At 27.4% G+C, this 17,254-nt stretch carries 15 protein-coding genes and 1 riboswitch; of the genes, 5 read left to right on the top strand and 10 right to left on the bottom strand.

Annotation, left to right across the window (positions count from 1 at the left end; all coding sequences use genetic code 11):
• Positions 1-13: 13 nt before the first annotated feature.
• From gyrB to dnaA, 10 genes are all read right to left on the bottom strand, one after another.
• Positions 14-1,936, bottom strand: a complete 1,923-nt coding sequence (gyrB, locus tag BN1865_RS09205) for a DNA topoisomerase (ATP-hydrolyzing) subunit B (RefSeq protein ID WP_050636974.1) — start codon at positions 1,934-1,936, stop codon at positions 14-16.
• Positions 1,923-3,032 (bottom strand): DNA replication/repair protein RecF, encoded by a 1,110-nt coding sequence (gene recF, locus BN1865_RS09200; protein ID WP_050636973.1) that lies wholly within the window; start codon positions 3,030-3,032, stop codon positions 1,923-1,925. The genes gyrB and recF overlap by 14 nt, the downstream gene beginning before the upstream one ends.
• Positions 3,022-3,237 carry an RNA-binding S4 domain-containing protein gene (locus BN1865_RS09195; RefSeq protein WP_050636972.1) on the bottom strand — a complete coding sequence of 72 codons (216 nt, stop codon included), beginning with the start codon at positions 3,235-3,237 and terminating at the stop codon, positions 3,022-3,024. Before BN1865_RS09195 ends, recF begins: the two co-directional genes overlap by 11 nt.
• Before the next feature lie 178 nt (positions 3,238-3,415).
• Positions 3,416-5,869: an ABC transporter permease gene (locus BN1865_RS09190; RefSeq protein WP_050636971.1), complete on the bottom strand. Its 2,454-nt coding sequence runs from the start codon at positions 5,867-5,869 to the stop codon at positions 3,416-3,418.
• Positions 5,866-6,549: an ABC transporter ATP-binding protein gene (locus BN1865_RS09185; RefSeq protein WP_050636970.1), complete on the bottom strand. Its 684-nt coding sequence runs from the start codon at positions 6,547-6,549 to the stop codon at positions 5,866-5,868. The genes BN1865_RS09190 and BN1865_RS09185 overlap by 4 nt, the downstream gene beginning before the upstream one ends.
• A gap of 88 nt (positions 6,550-6,637) precedes the next feature.
• Positions 6,638-7,528: a sensor histidine kinase gene (locus BN1865_RS09180; protein ID WP_050636969.1), complete on the bottom strand. Its 891-nt coding sequence runs from the start codon at positions 7,526-7,528 to the stop codon at positions 6,638-6,640.
• 1 nt (position 7,529) lies between these two features.
• Positions 7,530-8,201 (bottom strand): response regulator transcription factor, encoded by a 672-nt coding sequence (locus tag BN1865_RS09175; RefSeq protein WP_050636968.1) that lies wholly within the window; start codon positions 8,199-8,201, stop codon positions 7,530-7,532.
• A gap of 53 nt (positions 8,202-8,254) precedes the next feature.
• Complete coding sequence (locus tag BN1865_RS09170; RefSeq protein WP_050636967.1) at positions 8,255-10,513, bottom strand: sensor domain-containing diguanylate cyclase; 2,259 nt, start codon at positions 10,511-10,513, stop codon at positions 8,255-8,257.
• A 52-nt stretch (positions 10,514-10,565) separates the two neighbouring features.
• A riboswitch (cyclic di-GMP riboswitch) is annotated at positions 10,566-10,641 on the bottom strand.
• Between the two features lie 84 nt (positions 10,642-10,725).
• Positions 10,726-11,829, bottom strand: coding sequence for a DNA polymerase III subunit beta (dnaN, locus tag BN1865_RS09165; protein ID WP_050636966.1), 1,104 nt, complete (start codon positions 11,827-11,829; stop codon positions 10,726-10,728).
• 148 nt (positions 11,830-11,977) lie between these two features.
• On the bottom strand, positions 11,978-13,321 hold the full coding sequence (gene dnaA, locus BN1865_RS09160; RefSeq protein WP_050636965.1) for a chromosomal replication initiator protein DnaA: 1,344 nt from the start codon (positions 13,319-13,321) through the stop codon (positions 11,978-11,980).
• A gap of 514 nt (positions 13,322-13,835) precedes the next feature.
• Here dnaA and rpmH point away from each other — a divergent pair.
• From rpmH to BN1865_RS09135, 5 genes are all read left to right on the top strand, one after another.
• Positions 13,836-13,970, top strand: coding sequence for a 50S ribosomal protein L34 (rpmH, locus tag BN1865_RS09155; RefSeq protein WP_050636964.1), 135 nt, complete (start codon positions 13,836-13,838; stop codon positions 13,968-13,970).
• A gap of 39 nt (positions 13,971-14,009) precedes the next feature.
• Complete coding sequence (rnpA, locus tag BN1865_RS09150; RefSeq protein ID WP_050636963.1) at positions 14,010-14,345, top strand: ribonuclease P protein component; 336 nt, start codon at positions 14,010-14,012, stop codon at positions 14,343-14,345.
• A 2-nt stretch (positions 14,346-14,347) separates the two neighbouring features.
• A complete protein-coding gene (locus tag BN1865_RS09145) occupies positions 14,348-15,208 on the top strand; it encodes a YidC/Oxa1 family membrane protein insertase (protein ID WP_050636962.1) in 861 nt (286 codons plus the stop codon).
• Between the two features lie 14 nt (positions 15,209-15,222).
• Positions 15,223-15,822, top strand: coding sequence for a Jag family protein (locus BN1865_RS09140; protein WP_050636961.1), 600 nt, complete (start codon positions 15,223-15,225; stop codon positions 15,820-15,822).
• Positions 15,823-16,337: 515 nt separating this feature from the next.
• Positions 16,338-17,174 carry a hypothetical protein gene (locus BN1865_RS09135; RefSeq protein ID WP_050636960.1) on the top strand — a complete coding sequence of 279 codons (837 nt, stop codon included), beginning with the start codon at positions 16,338-16,340 and terminating at the stop codon, positions 17,172-17,174.
• The last annotated feature ends 80 nt before the right edge of the window (positions 17,175-17,254 follow it).

Below are 17,254 nucleotides of genomic sequence, written 5' to 3'. Positions count from 1 at the left end.
GTTTTCTCCTTTATTATAAATCAAGTTCTGCTTCTTGGGCATTTTCTTGAATAAATTCACGTCTTGGTTCTACTTTTTCACCCATCAGCATATCAAACATTGCATCAGCCTGCATTGCATCATCTAAATCTATTTGCCATAATACACGATTTTCAGGATTCATTGTTGTTTCCCATAACTGTTCAGCATTCATTTCTCCAAGACCTTTATAACGCTGAATAGAGAATTTTGCATTTGGTCCTAATTCTTCTTTTTTTCTTTCCAATTCATAATCAGAATATAAATAATGTTCTTCTTTACCATGTTTTAATAAATAAAGTGGAGGTTGAGCAGCATACACAAATCCCTCTTCAATTAATGGTTTTAAGAAGCGGTATAAGAATGTCAACATTAAGATACGAATATGTCCACCATCAACATCGGCATCGGTCATAATAACGATTTTATGATATCTTAACTTACTAATATCAAATTCATCACCAATACCAGTACCAAAAGCAGTAATCATAGAACGAATTTCTGCATTTCCTAATATTCTATCTAATCTTGCTTTTTCAACATTTAAGATTTTACCACGAAGTGGCAAGATAGCCTGTGTTCTTCTATCTCTCCCCATCTTAGCACTACCACCGGCAGAATCCCCTTCGACTATGAATACTTCACACTCAGTTGGATCCTTAGACGAACAATCAGCTAATTTTCCAGGTAAAGCAATACTATCCAATGCTGTTTTACGACGTGTCATTTCTCTTGCACGTTTTGCAGCCATTCTGGCATGACTTGCAACAATGGCTTTATTCATAATAATTGAAGCTGTATTTGGATTTTCTAACAAGAATTTATCTAACGCTACAGATATAATATTACTTGCAATTTTACGTACTTCAGCATTTCCTAATTTTGTTTTGGTTTGTCCTTCATATTGAGGATCTGGATGTTTAACAGATATAATTGCTGTTAATCCTTCACGACAATCATCACCACTTAATGATTCATCATCCTTTTTTAAGAAATTATTATTTTTAGCATAAGCATTAATAACTCTTGTTAAAGCTAAACGGAAACCTTCTTCATGTGTTCCACCTTCTTGAGTATTAATATTATTACAAAATGAATAAATATTAGGTTGATATCCATCATTATATTGCATACTGACTTCAACTTTAATATCATCAACTTCATCTTCTACATAAATGATTTCTTCATGAATAGCTGTTTTATTTCTATTTAAATAAGCAACATATTCTTTAATACCACCTTCATAATGATATTCATTGACTTTATGAGGAGTTATACGATGATCTTCAAGAATTAATTTTAAACCTTTATTTAAAAATGCTAATTCTCTAATTCTTTGATTTAATGTTTCATAATCATAGACAGTTGTTTCATTAAAAATCAATGGATCAGCTTTAAAAGTAACAATCGTTCCAGTATCATCACAATCACCAATGATTTTTAAATCACCGACTGGAGCTCCACCTTTTTCAAAACGTTGATAATAAATATGTCCATCTCTATGAACATGCACTTCTAACCATTCACTCAACGCATTAACAACACTAGCACCAACACCATGTAAACCACCAGAGACTTTATAACCGCCTCCACCAAATTTACCACCAGCATGTAAGACTGTTAAAATAGTTTCAACTGTACTTTTCCCAGTTTTTGCATGTTTACCAGTAGGCATACCACGTCCATTATCAATAACCTTAACAATATCTCCTTCTTCTAAGATAACTTTTATCTCAGTACAAAATCCTGCTAAAGCTTCATCAATTGAATTATCAACAATTTCCCAAACAAGATGATGTAACCCTCTAGAAGAAGTTGTTCCAATATACATACCTGGTCTTTTTCTAACAGCCTCTAATCCCTCTAATACCTGAATATCAGATTCATCATAACTATGTTGTACTTTATTTTCTTCCATTGTCTTCTCCTTTCACATGTCCATCTTCAATGACAATCTTTTTTGCCATATCTATCACCTGATGATGAATTCCATCAATTGATGTAGAAGTTATAAATGTTTGCACTTTTCCTTGAATTAAATTTAATAACTTAGTTTTTCGTACATCATCTAACTCACTTAAAACATCATCCAGCAATAAAATAGGATATTCACCTATTTCTTTTTTTATAAGTTCTAATAAACCAATCTTTAAAGCCAATACAATTGATCTTTGTTGTCCTTGTGATGCATAAATCACTGCATCATTATCATTCAAATACATCTCTATATCATCTTTATGAATACCACTATTGGTCTGTCCAAAAAGAATATCTTTTTGATATTGAGAACGATATTTATCTAAAATACATTCATAACTCATTTCTTTATAATGAGTCTTATATGCAATTCTTAACGTTTCTTTATGCATTGCAATATAATCATACATCTTTACAGCTATGTCATTTAATAATTCTATAAATTCAAAACGCTTCTTCATTAAACTCACTTGAATTTGTGCCATTTGTTCAGATAAAACCTCTAAATATTCATCCGCACCTTTATGAGAGTCATGTAACATCTTTAAATACTTATTACGTTCTTTCAAAAGCTTGTTATATTTATTTAAATTATACATATAAATAGGAGAAATCTTAGATATTTCCATATCCATTAATTTTCTTCTTAATCTAGGACTACCCTTTATTAACATTAAATCTTCAGGCACAAACAATACAACATTAAGATAGCCTACATAATCACTTGTCTTTTTAATTTCATTATGATTAATAAAAGCTTTTTTCCCCATATGAGATAAAACAACTTCTAAATTCATATTCCTTTCATGAGTTACAATATCTCCTTGAATCTTTGCAAAATCTTCATCAAAATAAATCAACTCATCAATAATCTTTGTCTTAAAACTTTTTGACATTGATAAAATATAAATAGCCTCTAATAAGTTTGTTTTTCCTTGTGCATTTTGACCAATTAAAATATTAATAAATGGATTAAATTCTACAGAACAATCTAAATAATTTCTAAAACTTTTTAAATTTATTCTATCAATTCTCATTTTTTACAATATATTTTATTCCATCAAAAGAGACAACATCACCATCTCGTAACTTTTTTCCTCTTCTGACTTCTACTTCATCATTAACAATAACCTGTCCATCTAAAATAACTAATTTAGCCACTGCTCCTGAATCAACAGCATTTACATATTTTAAAAATTTACCTAATGTAATATACTCAGTATCTATTTTAATTTCTCTCATAAAATAATTCACCCGATTCTTTCCAAACTGTTCCTATTATATCATAAAATCATCTAAAATGGTAGATTTTATGGCGTATATTCAATATTTATTAAAAAAGATATAAAATTCATTTTTATACAAAAGTCTCTTAAAACGAAAAATAAGGCGAAAAAAAAGATGTGTAAGTATTTTCTACTTACATATCATCTTTTAATGTTTCAATAATATTTTGTTTTTTAAACTGATTTAAGCCAACTCTAAATGTCACTAACATCACGAATATAATCACAACAAACGAAATGATATAAGCTAAAAATGATGGTACAAAAATCATATTACTTATTTTCACTTGATCATAAAATAACCATTCAATTCCAATACAAATAGGTAAACCATATAATAATGTTTTCAATCCATAAATAAAACTTTCATAAAACAACATTTTTGTTATTCCATTTGGACTCATTCCAACACTTAACATCATTCCTAATTCTTTTTTTCTTTTATCAATACTTGCACTCATCATATTGATAATATTTAACATTGTAAATAAAATCATAATACATACAAAACCATAAACAAAGATTTGAATAATTAAGAAAATTTGTCTATTTTCTAAGACATTTTGAGCATAATCATAGACAGTATAATTTAATGATTCTAATTCTTTGGTTAATTCCTGATGCTCAGAAGAAAAAATATTATAAGTAATGGTATGGCTATAATCAACATCTACATTTGTAATATATTCTATTGGAACAATGAAATAAAGAGTACTATCTAAATTACCAAATCCATAACCATTTTGAAATTGATCTTTTTGGATGCTAACAACTTGATCAAATAATTGTAATGGAATGACTTTTTCTCCAATAATATCACCTCGCTCATTAAATTCATTATCAGTCATTTGCATAGATTTGAAAAAGTTTTTATCCATCTTCTTATATCTTTGAATATATTCCTGCTCTGATTCAAAACATTTATATTTTCCATCATATGCAAGAACCAAATTTTTTTGATATGTTATATGATTATCATCACATAATTGTTGACGCTTATTTTCACTTAAACCAATCAGTTGAATATAAGCATTTTTATCACTTTCTATAGGAATGTCTAAATAACTTGAATCAATATTAGCTGTAATATTAAGAGATGTTATATAATAATAATCATCAACTTTTTGATTTTGGTTTAATATATCAATAGTTTTTTGAAGTGAATCTTTATCATATCCCATATTCATTTGAATATCGTATTGATTATAGACATTGGATTGATTGACTTGTTCTAGAAAAATACGACTAAAACTGTACATTGAAATAAACGAAACCATTGAAATGACTAATGACATGACAATTACTCTTGAACGTCTACCTTGACGTTTATAATTTTTAATAGCAAGTTGTTGAGAAACATTCAAAAAACGACGTGCCAACAATCCAGTCTTTAATTTTTTAGGTTTAACAGTTATTTCATCATTTTTCTTTAAAGCATCTATGACTGATATTTTAGATATTTTTCTTGCTGGTAAATAAAGTGAAATAAAAATAGTAATGAGTGAAATAATAATGACTAGAAATAAATAAAAACCTGATATTTGTGGATAGATAGCAATATTTAACACCTTGACTGTTTCTAAGAGGTTAATAAAATGAAATGTAATCCATAATCCTAAAAAACTAAGAATAATTCCTAATGGAATAGAAATACATGATAATATTAATCCTTCAAAATATACAGAACGTTTTTTCTGTTTTGGCGTTGCTCCAACACTTGATAACATACCAAGATATTGAATACGATCATTTGTTGATAAATTAAATGCCTGATAAATAATAAATAATGAAATAATAACAATCACTGCTAATAAGACACCAACAATATTATAAATTCCTAGAAACATTGAGCTTGAATGATCTTCAAAAATATCCTGAATAGCAAGATACGAAGAATTATAACGAAGGTCTCCACTATTATTATCAGATAAATTTTTTGCATGATCAAAGATTTGTTTAGAAAGCTCCTTATCTTTTATATAAAGCGTATAATATGTTTGAGCATTACGAAAATCAATATAAGAGATAGCATTAAATGAATTTTTATAATGATTTTGACTGTTATAATCATTTATCAAACCAACAATCTGAAAATGATCATTTGTATGACTTTCATTACTATATAAATCAATAGAATCCCCAATTGATACATTTAATTGATTTAATTTTAAATAATTTTGTGAAATGACAATTTCCTCTGTATTTTGTGGTAATCTGCCACTTACTAATAAATTTCCATAATCCTCTTTTTGAAAATAGAGTTCGTCTCCTCTTTTTAAATTAAGAAAACTTTGATCAGTTAATTGATCATCACGATAGTAAGGTTCAGTATGAGAAAAATAATATTCTGATATTGTCTTATCTTGGGCAACTTTTTTAATTAATTCCGGATTTTGACTAACAATCAGATAGTGATAATCACCAACAGTTTTTTCAATATATTCTTTATAAAACTGTTTTCCTGAATAAAAAGCAATACCTACACAACAAATCATGATAACTGATACAGTAATGCAAAGAATTGTTAAAATCGTTCTTTTTTTATTTTCTTTGAGATATCTAAAAGTTAACTGATTCATGATTTTCATTTCTTTAAGACCTCATCTTTTTTGATTTGACCATCTTCAATAACAATAATCCTATCTGCTTGCATTGCTATTCTTTCATCATGCGTTATCATAATTAATGTTTGCTTATACTTTTTCTGTGTTAATTTCAATAAATCAACAATTTCTTTACTATTCTTTGAATCAAGATTTCCTGTTGGTTCATCAGCTAAAACAACAGATGGTGCATTCATTAAAGCTCTTCCAATAGAAACACGCTGTTGTTGTCCTCCTGATAATTGTTTTGGCAGATGATCTTTTCTCTTCTCTAAATCTAATATCTTTAATAGTTCATTTAATCTTCCTTGATTCACTGACTGATTATCTAATAAGACTGGTAATGTCATATTTTCTTCAACTGTTAATACTGGAATAAGATTATAAAACTGATAAATAAGTCCAACTTCTCTTCTTCTAAAAATGGCTAATTCTTCTTCATTTTGTTGATAGACATGAATCCCATTGACAATCACTTCGCCATTTGTTGGTCGATCAACACCCCCAATTAAATGAAGTAAAGTACTTTTTCCTGAACCTGAAGATCCCACAATAGCAATAAATTCCCCTTTATCAACAGAAAAAGAAACATTATTCAAAGCCATAACTTCACTTTCACCTTTTCCATATATTTTTGATAAATTCTTCACTTCTAATATTTTCATAATAACCTCCCATTCACCCATATTATATCATTTCATAATGACATGCTTATGACAACAAAGTGACAGAATTGTCACTAAGAAAAAAAGTTTAGACAACTTCATGGTAAAAGTGTATCGTAAACTTAACACCTGGGTATGTATTTTCTGCTGTAATTGTTCCATTTTGTTTTTCAACAATCATACGTGATAACGCTAAACCAATTCCAACACTTTGTTGTGTAGCATTTTCACCTTTATAAAATCTTTCAAAGAGATGAGGTAAATCATCTTTTGAAATTCCTTCACCATTATCTTGAATAATAATTTCATCATACAATGGATTATTTTGTATAATAACTTTAATTATACCTTCATCTGGTAAATGTTCTACACAATTCTTAAAAATATTAAGCAGTGCTTCTAAGGTCCAATGATAATCTAAATGATTTAATTGTTCGCATTGTGAATCAATATGTATTTGAATATTTTTTAGATCAATAGGAATTTCAAATGGTTTGATTAAATGTTCAATCAATTCATCAATATGTATTTCTTCTTTTTGAAATTGAATTGTTCCAACATCTAATTGGGCTATTTTTAATAAAGAAGCAACTAACCATTCAATTTTATCTAATAATTGTTGTTGCTGTTTTAAAAGATGTTTTAATTCTTTTTCATCTGCATATTTTAATCTTTCTTGGATTAAATTTAATGATGTTAATGGTGTTTTCATTTGATGAGAAATATCTTCTAAAGATTGTTTTAATAATATTTTATCTTCAGCTAATAAATGATTTTGTTCATACAATCGATTCACTAATTTAACAATTTCACTTTCTAAAATAGATAATGATCCTTCTTTAAAATTTTGAATATATAAATCTTTTTGCTGAAATAAAACATCATTAACTTGCTTTGATATTTTCTTTATATTTTGATTTTTCTGATACAATGTCCATCCCAGTATCAAAATAATCATAATGAGACATACTTCAACCATCTTATTCTCCTAATTTATATCCTAATCCTCGCATGGTTTTAATAATCTGAGGATTTTTAGGATCATCTTCTATTTTATAACGTAATCTTTTAATATAAACAGATAATGTGTTATCACTCACATCTTCTCCGGTAATATTCCAAAGTTCATCTAATAGAAATTCTCTTGTGAGTAATTGATGAGGATGAGAAAAGAAAATAAGACATAATTTATATTCTAAAGCTGATAAAATAATTTCTTTATCTTTTTTATAAACCTGACCACTTAATGTATTTAATTTGATATCTAAATACTGATAGATAATATCCTGTTTTTGATATCTTCTTAATACACTTTGAATTCTTGATAAAAGAATTCTTGGACGAAAAGGTTTCGCAATATAATCATCAGCACCTAAATTTAATCCTGTTACAACGCTATATTCATCATTGCTGGCAGTTAAAAAGATAATAGGAATATCCTGATAGTCTTTAATCTCATGATATAAAGAAAAACCATGGCCTTCTTTTAATGATAAATCCAATAAAATCAAATCAAAATTCTGATTATAAATCATCTTCATTGCCTGTGTTTGGCTATCTGTATTTTTAATAACAAAACCTTCACTTTCTAAAAATAAAGTTAAATGACTGATAATATCCATATCATCTTCAACTAATAATATTTTTTTCATAATCTCACCATCTTTATTATAGCTTATTCATTAAGATAATGAAAATACTAACTTTAAAAGTTAGTATCCTCATTATCTATAAATACAAAGAATCTATTCTTACCACTATTTTTGCATACATATAACGCCTGATCACATTTATCAAATAACTGCATATGATTCTTTTCATTTTTAACAAAAGCAATACCAATGGATGCAGAAAGTTCAAACTTTTTATCAATTTCAATATTTTCAATTTCATTTAAAATCTTTCTTGCCTTGTTTTCAATTTCAGCATATGACTCCTGATCATATAAGAAAATCACAAACTCATCGCCACCAAAACGTCCAATATAACCATTTTCACTACAAATATTTTCTAATATTTGAGCAACATTTTGAATGACCTGATCCCCTTGACTATGACCTAAATTATCATTAATCTTTTTAAAATTATCTAAATCAACAATCATATAAGCATTATAACAAACCAAAGAATTATTTTCTTGCAAATAATTATCAACCAATTGATTAAATCTTTGACGATTATATAACCCTGTTAACCCATCTCTTTGAGCTTTAAATTCATATTCTAACTGTCTTAATTTCTCTTCATTAATATTATTTGCATAAGCAATCATTAATAACTCATTGTTGCTACTTTGTCTTTCAAATTGAATTCTATAACGAATCCATACATATTTATTCATTTCTTCATTAAAACTACGATACTCTATACGATTAATACCATCATGATGATGATAAAGACTTTGAATACGATCACAATTAAAGAAACGTCTTGCTCTTTCTTTATCAGCTGGATGAACTTTAGAAATCACATTTGAAATAAATTCATCATTATATTCAACATTAATTACATTATGATATAAACTATCAACTTGATAAATAACAACCTTTCGACTCTTTAAATTCACTGCAAACATACACATAGCATTTGAATATATTGAATTTTTAAACATTTGATCTTGAAGAAGAATATTATACTCTTCCATTTCTTTTGTACTATTTTTTAATGTCCCAATTAACTTATGATTTTCTTCAACATAGATAATAGAAACATGGAACCATGTTTGTTCATCTTTACTGATATATGGGAATTTAGCATCAAAAACAATCTTATCTTTATTCTCAATAACTTCATGGAATTTCTCTATTAATAATTTTTCATGTTCTTTAGAAACAAAATTATAATTATGCAAATTACTCAAAAAACTATTTAACATAATTTTAGGATAATCATTCCAAGCATCTAAAGTTAGACTATCTTTATCAATACTGTATTCAAAAATACGATCATTTGTCTGTTTTAAAATAACTTCAATTTTACGATTACTTGCAGCTAATTTTCTATTAATATCTCTATTAATTTTGTTAATCTTTCTAAAATAGATAATAATCAATATCATTAAAATAATAAATAAAATAATCATTTTTACAATTAAATAGAAAGTAATTTGATTAGTCTTTTCATTCTTTTGTGTCACTATATCTCTAGAGATAACAGTAAAAACATACCAATTATTAATTTTAACAGGTGTATAATAAACCAAACGTTCATAATTTTCATGAAAACGATAAGTAATATATCCTGATTTATTATTTTTTATATGATCAATAACATTATTATAATTTCCATCTAAATATAAAACATCATTTTTTAAAAAATCAAAATAATTATCACCATAATAAAGTGTATTCTTATTATTAATTTTAGATATTATTTTCCCATCAGAAGCAGTTGCAAAAACATAAGCCTCATTATCAAAAATATCATTATAAATAAAATCATGATTTACATCATTAATTTCAACAATACCAATAGCACCACCAATAACTTCTTGTTGTTTATAGATTGGATTATAAACAACAACAACCATTTTGTGATTAAATGGTGACTCAAAAGGATCAGTTATTCCAGATTGTCCTTTTAACATGAGATCAACATAACTATTAACAGCATCCATTTCAAGATGTTCTTTATAATTATGCAAACGTTTATTTTTATCTACAAACCATAATCTTTGAAACATTGTATGATTTTGTTGAACATTATCTAATATTTGACCAATATCTTTTTCATTTGAAGCATTTGTTTCTATTAATTTACAAGTACTATTTAAAATCTGAGACATTGTTATAAATCTCTGATTATAATTATTGGCTGTTTCTTTACCAACATCTTTTAAATGATCTAATGTTGTTTGAGTATTTAATATATTTGTTTGTTGAATAAAGTCATAGAATGAACAAAACGTAAAAATCATAAGAAGTGCTGCTATTAATATTTTCATTAATGATTTTGTTTTCTTCATCTTTCCATTCCTTTCTCAAAATAAAAAATAGGTGCAAAGCAACCTATTACCAAAATGCAACTGGCTGCCAATAAAAAGGCCCTTTAGCTTTGCGTCACTACCTTTCGATAGCTTTGCCAAATATTTATACTAGACTATTATATCATATTCAATTTCTTTATCAAGAATACATAATCGACAAAAAAGAAAAAAGTATGACAAAATCATACTTTTTAATAAGTTCTAACTGGTAAAACCAATTGAATGATATCTTCTTTTTCAAAATCTTTAATAATAAATGGTTTCATTTCACCTGTAAATAAGACTTTGACCTTATCACCATTAATACTTTTAATTGCATCATTTAAATATTTTGCACTAAAAGAGATACTTAGTGGTGTTCCCTTATAAAAAGCTTTTGATAAATTTTCTTCTACTGACCCTATTTCCTGTGAATAAGAAGATAACATCACTTGATCTTCATTCATTGTTAATTTAATAATATTTGATTGCTCATTTGATAATAATGAAGCTCTATCAATAGAATTAAGTAAACTTACACTATCAATAGTCATAGAATAATCAAAACTATTTGGAATTAAACGACTTGTATCTGGATATGTTCCATCAATTAATCTTGTTTGAATTAATACTGAATCAAATATAAATAAGACTTTACGATCAGAAACATACATATCAATTAATTCATCTTTTTCAATAATACGACTAATTTCAATTAAACTTTTCTTAGGAATAATAATATTAAAAGAAACGTCAGACTCAATATTTAATATACGTTTTGCTAAACGATAACTATCAGTTGCAATACATTCTAAAACATGATCTTTTGCTTTAAAATTAACTCCTGTTAAAACAGGTCTTGTTTCTTTTTCACTTGTAGCAAAAGATGTTTGTTCAATTGCTTCTTTAATATCTGTTGATTTCATCTGTAAATTGACTCCAGATTTATTTAAATCAATTCTAGGATAATCAATATAAGATGTACCATTTAAATCAAAACGTGAACTTGCTCCTTCTATTCTTGTTAAAGTTCCATCTACTATATATATATGAACCTGATCAGAATCAATTTTTTTAATAATCTCTAATATATATCGAGAAGATAAAACAACAGAACCTTTTTCAAGAATTTCAATATTTTCTTTAATCGTTGTTTGAATTGTAATATCACTATCACTACCAGTTAATATTAATTCATCTTCTTTGAGATCAAATTTAATTCCTGTTAAAACAGGTAAAGGACTTTTCATTGAAACAGCTCTGGATACTTTTGCTAAAGCATTAAGTAACTCTAATCTTTTAATCTTGAAATTCATCTTTTTTCTCCTTTATTTTTATTATTATTTAAATAATATCATAATAATAATACTGTGCACAATAAGCATAAGTTTAAAAAATCGTGTTTTTATCATTCTTTTTTAAGAAATAGAGGGTGAATAAATTGTGGATAACTGTGCATAACTTTTACACAAGCTTCTTTTTGATGTCATCAATAGCTTGACGATAATTCATATCTTTCTCTAATTTCTTTTGAACTTTACTACAAGCTTTCATTACAGTTGAATGATCTCTTCCTCCAAATTCATGACCAATTTGAATAAAAGAAATATCATCAATTAAGTCTCTAACTAAGTACATTGCAATATGTCTTGCAACAATAATACTAGAAGTACGAGATTTAGAATTAATTTGGGTAACTGTGAGATTGTAATAATCAGCAACACATTTTTTGATATTAGATACTGTTAATTCCTTCTTTTGAGCAGGTTGAGTATATGTATCACTAAATGCTTCTAATGCAAAGTTTAAATCTATTGTATCAGATTTTTTGCCACAAATCAGTTTATAAAATAATAAACGTTTTAAACTTCCTTCTAATTCTCTAACATCGGTATTAAAGTGTGAAGCTATAAAATCAAGAACTTCTTCAGCAATAGGATAATCAACATTTTCTATTTCAATTTTTTTTCTTAAGATGGCTTTTGATGTTTCAAATTCAGGTGTGTCAATACTGACTGTTAAACCAGAAGAGAATCGACTGACTAGACGACTTTCCATACCTCTTAGATCACGAGGTGGTTTATCAGAAGTAATGACAATCTGTTTTTTATTACTAATTAAGCTATTAAATATATTAAAAAAGATTTCACTAGATGATTCTTTTGTAGCCATAAATTGAATATCATCTATTAAAAGGATATCAATATGTCTAAATTTATAATTAAATTCTTCAATGGTATGGTTTGATAGTGATTGGATATATTCATTCACAAAGTTTTCACTTGTTGTAAAAAGGACTTTTGTTGAAGGCTCACGTTTTTTAGCGTAATTACCAATTGCATTTAATAAATGTGTTTTCCCCAGTCCTGAATTACTGTGAATAAATAAAGGACTATAAGAAATACCTGGTTTCATTGCTACAGCTAATGAGGCATTTTGAGCAATTCTATTACTGTTACCAACAACAAAGTTTTCAAATGTTAAATCAGGGTTAAGATTATCTTCAAAGTTTAATAAAACATTTTTTTGAGATGTTGCTTTATTATAATCTTCTTCAGTCACAAGGGTTAAATGATAATGTCCATTCGTAATTGTGTTGTAGATTTCTTCTAAATTATCAATATAAGTAGATACAAAATCTAAACTCCATTGAGTATCAATAGTCATAGTGACATCATTATCAACAATATCTCTGACCTGCAAAGTTGTGAAGAAAGAATCAAAACTAATCTTATCAATATGAAATTCATCTAGCTTACTTTTGAATATATTGAGCGTCTTTTGCCAATCTATATTAAGATTATTCACATATTCACCTTCTTTCAGTTCATATTATAGATGAAATTGTGAATAAAATGAAGAGCAAAAAAGCCATGCACAACTTATTCACATAGTTATGCACAGTAAAAAGTATTGATAAATCGGTATTTTTTTGGTTATACACAAATTTGTGTAAAGTAAAAATGTGCACAAATAATTATGCACTGTGAATAATTGTGAATATTTTTTTTGAGATTTCTATATTCACAAGTTATGCTTAAACTCATTCACAATCAAGAATTAAGCTGGATAAGGCGTTAAGAGGAATTATGCACAATTGTGAATAACTTCTTTCACAACGTGAATAAAGTGTGAAAAGTTTATTTCCTCTATTCATAATATATGTAAATTGACTGAATTTATGCCTGTTTTTTTTCCTAAAAATACGTATTGTATCAAAGAATTTTCATTATTTTCATTGACTTATAAGGGTAAAACCCATATAATAATGGGGCATATGTTACTGTGTATAAAAAAATTAGAAATTTTGGAGGTGTAATGAATGAAAAGAACATATCAACCAAATAAGAGAAAAAGAGCAAAAACTCATGGTTTTAGAGCTAGAATGGCAACAGTAGGCGGAAAAAAAGTACTTGCTCGTCGCCGTCAAAGAGGAAGAAAAGTATTATCTGCCTAACAAAAATTCCACTTTATGTGGTTTTTTTTCTAAAAAAATATGAAAAAAGAATATCGAATTAAGAAAAATGAGGACTTTCAGACAATTATTCATAAAAGAAATTCTGTTGCTAATGGAAAATATGTTGTCTATTATATGAAAAATGATTATCATATGAGAGTAGGTATCTCTGTAAGTAAAAAATTAGGTCATGCTGTTAAGCGTAATAAAGTGAAAAGGCAAGTCAGAATGATGGTTCAAGAAATTTTTGATAAAGATCAAAAAAGGGATTTTATTGTGATAGTAAGAAATAAATTTTTAACAAGTTCATATCAGGATAATATGAAAGATTTAAAATTTCTCTATGACAAAATAAATAAAAGGATGGAAAAATAAACATGTATTTAGATCAACGTACAAAGAAATTTTTAAAGGTATTTGCATTATTGGCCTTTGTATTTGTATTGACAGGTTGTGGTCAAAACTTAGATTCAAATGGACATTTATTAGCTGATCGTGCAATTAATGCTTCAACTCCATGGAGTTTGGATGCTGGATTTTTTGATTTTATCTTAACAATACCAATTGCTAAGGGAATCTTATTTATTAGTGATACATTAGGTAATGTTGCCTGGGGAGTTGTCGGTATGACAATTTTCATCAACTTGTTAATCTTACCTATTATGATTAAATCTACTGTTTCTACACAAAAGATGCAAATGCTTCAACCAGAAATGGAAAAGATTCAAAGAAAATATGCTGGAAGAAAAGATCAGGCTTCACAAATGAGACAATCTGCTGAAATTCAGGCATTATATAAAAAGCATGATGTTAGTATGATGAGTTCATTTACAACTTTCTTAACTCTTCCAATTATGTTAGCAATGTGGCAAGGTGTTCAAAGAATTGAACTTTTATATGATTCAACACTCTTTGGATTATCATTAGGATTAACACCAATGTCTCAAATCACAAGTGGTCATTGGCAATATATTGTTATTGTTGCAATTGTTGGTATTACACAATATTTAGCAATTGAAATCAATAATATCATGTTAAAAAGAAATCCTCGTTATAAAGTATCTAAACAACAACAATCAATGAAAACAATGAATATTGTTATGACTGTTATGATTGTTTGGTTTGCATTATCAATGCCAACAGCTATGTCTTTATATTGGATTACAACAAGTATCGTTACAATTATAAGAACTATTTATATCCAAATTTATCACATTGAAAAGAAAAGAGAAAAATAAGGACGGACAAAACAATGAAAACATATGAAGGAAAAACTGTAGATGAAGTTGTCCAACTTGCATGTCAAGATTTAGGAATAACTCCAGATCAGCTGAATTATGAAATTATTGAAGAAAAAAGAGGCTTATTTTCTAAAAAAGTGATTATTGAATGTTATACTGAGAGTATGGTTCAAGATTTTTTAGAAAATTACATAAGAAAAATTTTATCAGATATGGAGTTTACTGTAGAAACAGTATCTTATATTCAAAATGAACGTATTTATTGTAATATTAATACAGATAATAATTCTATTTTGATTGGTAAAAATGGTGTTATTTTAAGAGCATTAAATTTTATTGCTAAAAATGCTGTACAGAATCAATTTAAGAAAAGAATTGAAATTAGTATTGATATAAATGGATATAAAGAAAATCGATATAAGAAAGTGTCATCTATGGCAAAACGTCTTGGAAAACAAGTTTTAAGAAGTAAAGTAGCAGTTAAACTTGATCCATTACCTGCTGATGAAAGAAAAGTAATTCATCAAGTGATTTCTGAAATGGGTCATTTAAAAACAGAAAGCCAAGGCGAAGGAAAAAATAGATTTATTACAATTTCATATGTAGAATAAAAGAATAGTGTGAGCTATTCTTTTTTTGATTTAATAAACTTGAGCAAGTTGAGAACAGAGTATATGAAAAAAACACCTGCTATGCAGGTGGAAGATAAAAAGTTATACAAAGGTATCACCTTTCTGTTTATAATGAAGTTGTTCAAGCTATCATTAAAAAAGTGAAAAGGTGATAACCAATAGCTAAAAAAGTAAATTTTTAGTAAACACAAAATAGAATTATAAATACTATATTATGGTCATATTTAAGTATAAATGAAAAGTAATATATAATCAATATTATAATATCCTAGAAAAATATTAAGAAGATCATAATGATGTAAATATGTTAGTCATGTTTCACTCAATAATTGTTTAGTAAAAAATTTAATTTTCTTTGATTTAAAAAAAGAAAAATGAACTTTTTTTGTGTATATATAAGTATAGGGATCTTTTGAATAAATATTTACTTTAAGCAATTATTGTGCTATATTGTTATTAGATTCCTTATATCAATATAAGGAGGGATTTATTGAATGACTTTATTTGTTCATGAAGGCAATACCGATTATCTTGATTCTATTGCCAGACTGAGACTGATGGATGATGACTTCATGAGGATTGTCTTTAAGGATGAGGATGTCGTCAGACAGTTTCTTGAAATTATCCTTGAAAGGAGTGTTGATATCATTGAATGTCATGCTCAGTATGATATCAATAATATTCTGGGTAGATCTATCAGCATTGATGTACTTGTCAGGGATGGTGATGACTATATCAACATTGAAGTACAGAGAGATACCAAAGGAGCACATCCTAAAAGAGCGAGGTTTCATGGAAGTCTGATAGATGCGAATACATCGTTTCCCAATGAACAATGGGATAAGCTTCCCAATGTGATCATTATCTTTATAACCGAGACAGATGTATTGGGATATGGATTGCCAATCTATCATAGTCATTGTAGAATTGATGAAAACAATCAGATGTTTGAAGAAGGAAGAGAGATTATCTATGTGAATGCAAGCATTCAGGAGGATACAGCACTAGGGAGATTAATGCATGATATGTTCTGTACTGATTCAAGTGAGATGCACTATGAGTTTCTAAGGAAGAGAGTCAGCTATTATAAGGAAAACGAAGGAGGGAAACAAGAGATGTGTGAAATATGGGAAGAGATTAGAAGAAAGGGATTGCTTGAAGGAGAAGCCATTGGAGAAGCAAGAGGAAAGACCATTGGTAGGCAGCAAGGACTGATTGAATCAATAAAGAAACTCATAGCTAAAAATGGTTATACACTAGAAGAGGCATTAGATTTCTTAGATATTCCCAAAGAGGAACGTTCTACATACATAGACATATTCACTTCATAATGAGAAAGGACAAATTGATTTTGTCCTTTTCTTATATAAGTGCATATTGATTGATAAAATGGGAAAATGAGTTTATGATA

The organism is Candidatus Stoquefichus sp. SB1 (assembly GCF_001244545.1).
GTDB lineage: Bacteria > Bacillota_I > Bacilli_A > Erysipelotrichales > Coprobacillaceae > Stoquefichus.
The sequence above is the reverse complement of the archived record's forward strand: the minus strand, read 5'-3'. Positions and strand labels throughout refer to the sequence as shown.

Excerpts from the sequence above, each read along its gene's own strand:
- recF (WP_050636973.1), bottom strand. The coding sequence starts at position 3,032 with ATGAGAATTGATAGAATAAATTTAAAAAGTTTTAGAAATTATTTAGAT.
- BN1865_RS09145 (WP_050636962.1), top strand. The coding sequence starts at position 14,348 with ATGTATTTAGATCAACGTACAAAGAAATTTTTAAAGGTATTTGCATTA.
- BN1865_RS09180 (WP_050636969.1), bottom strand. The coding sequence starts at position 7,528 with ATGGTTGAAGTATGTCTCATTATGATTATTTTGATACTGGGATGGACA.
- BN1865_RS09195 (WP_050636972.1), bottom strand. The coding sequence starts at position 3,237 with ATGAGAGAAATTAAAATAGATACTGAGTATATTACATTAGGTAAATTT.
- dnaN (WP_050636966.1), bottom strand. The coding sequence starts at position 11,829 with ATGAATTTCAAGATTAAAAGATTAGAGTTACTTAATGCTTTAGCAAAA.
- BN1865_RS09185 (WP_050636970.1), bottom strand. The coding sequence starts at position 6,549 with ATGAAAATATTAGAAGTGAAGAATTTATCAAAAATATATGGAAAAGGT.
- rpmH (WP_050636964.1), top strand. The coding sequence starts at position 13,836 with ATGAAAAGAACATATCAACCAAATAAGAGAAAAAGAGCAAAAACTCAT.
- BN1865_RS09175 (WP_050636968.1), bottom strand. The coding sequence starts at position 8,201 with ATGAAAAAAATATTATTAGTTGAAGATGATATGGATATTATCAGTCAT.
- BN1865_RS09135 (WP_050636960.1), top strand. The coding sequence starts at position 16,338 with ATGACTTTATTTGTTCATGAAGGCAATACCGATTATCTTGATTCTATT.
- rnpA (WP_050636963.1), top strand. The coding sequence starts at position 14,010 with ATGAAAAAAGAATATCGAATTAAGAAAAATGAGGACTTTCAGACAATT.
- gyrB (WP_050636974.1), bottom strand. The coding sequence starts at position 1,936 with ATGGAAGAAAATAAAGTACAACATAGTTATGATGAATCTGATATTCAG.
- BN1865_RS09140 (WP_050636961.1), top strand. The coding sequence starts at position 15,223 with ATGAAAACATATGAAGGAAAAACTGTAGATGAAGTTGTCCAACTTGCA.
- BN1865_RS09170 (WP_050636967.1), bottom strand. The coding sequence starts at position 10,513 with ATGAAGAAAACAAAATCATTAATGAAAATATTAATAGCAGCACTTCTT.
- BN1865_RS09190 (WP_050636971.1), bottom strand. The coding sequence starts at position 5,869 with ATGAAAATCATGAATCAGTTAACTTTTAGATATCTCAAAGAAAATAAA.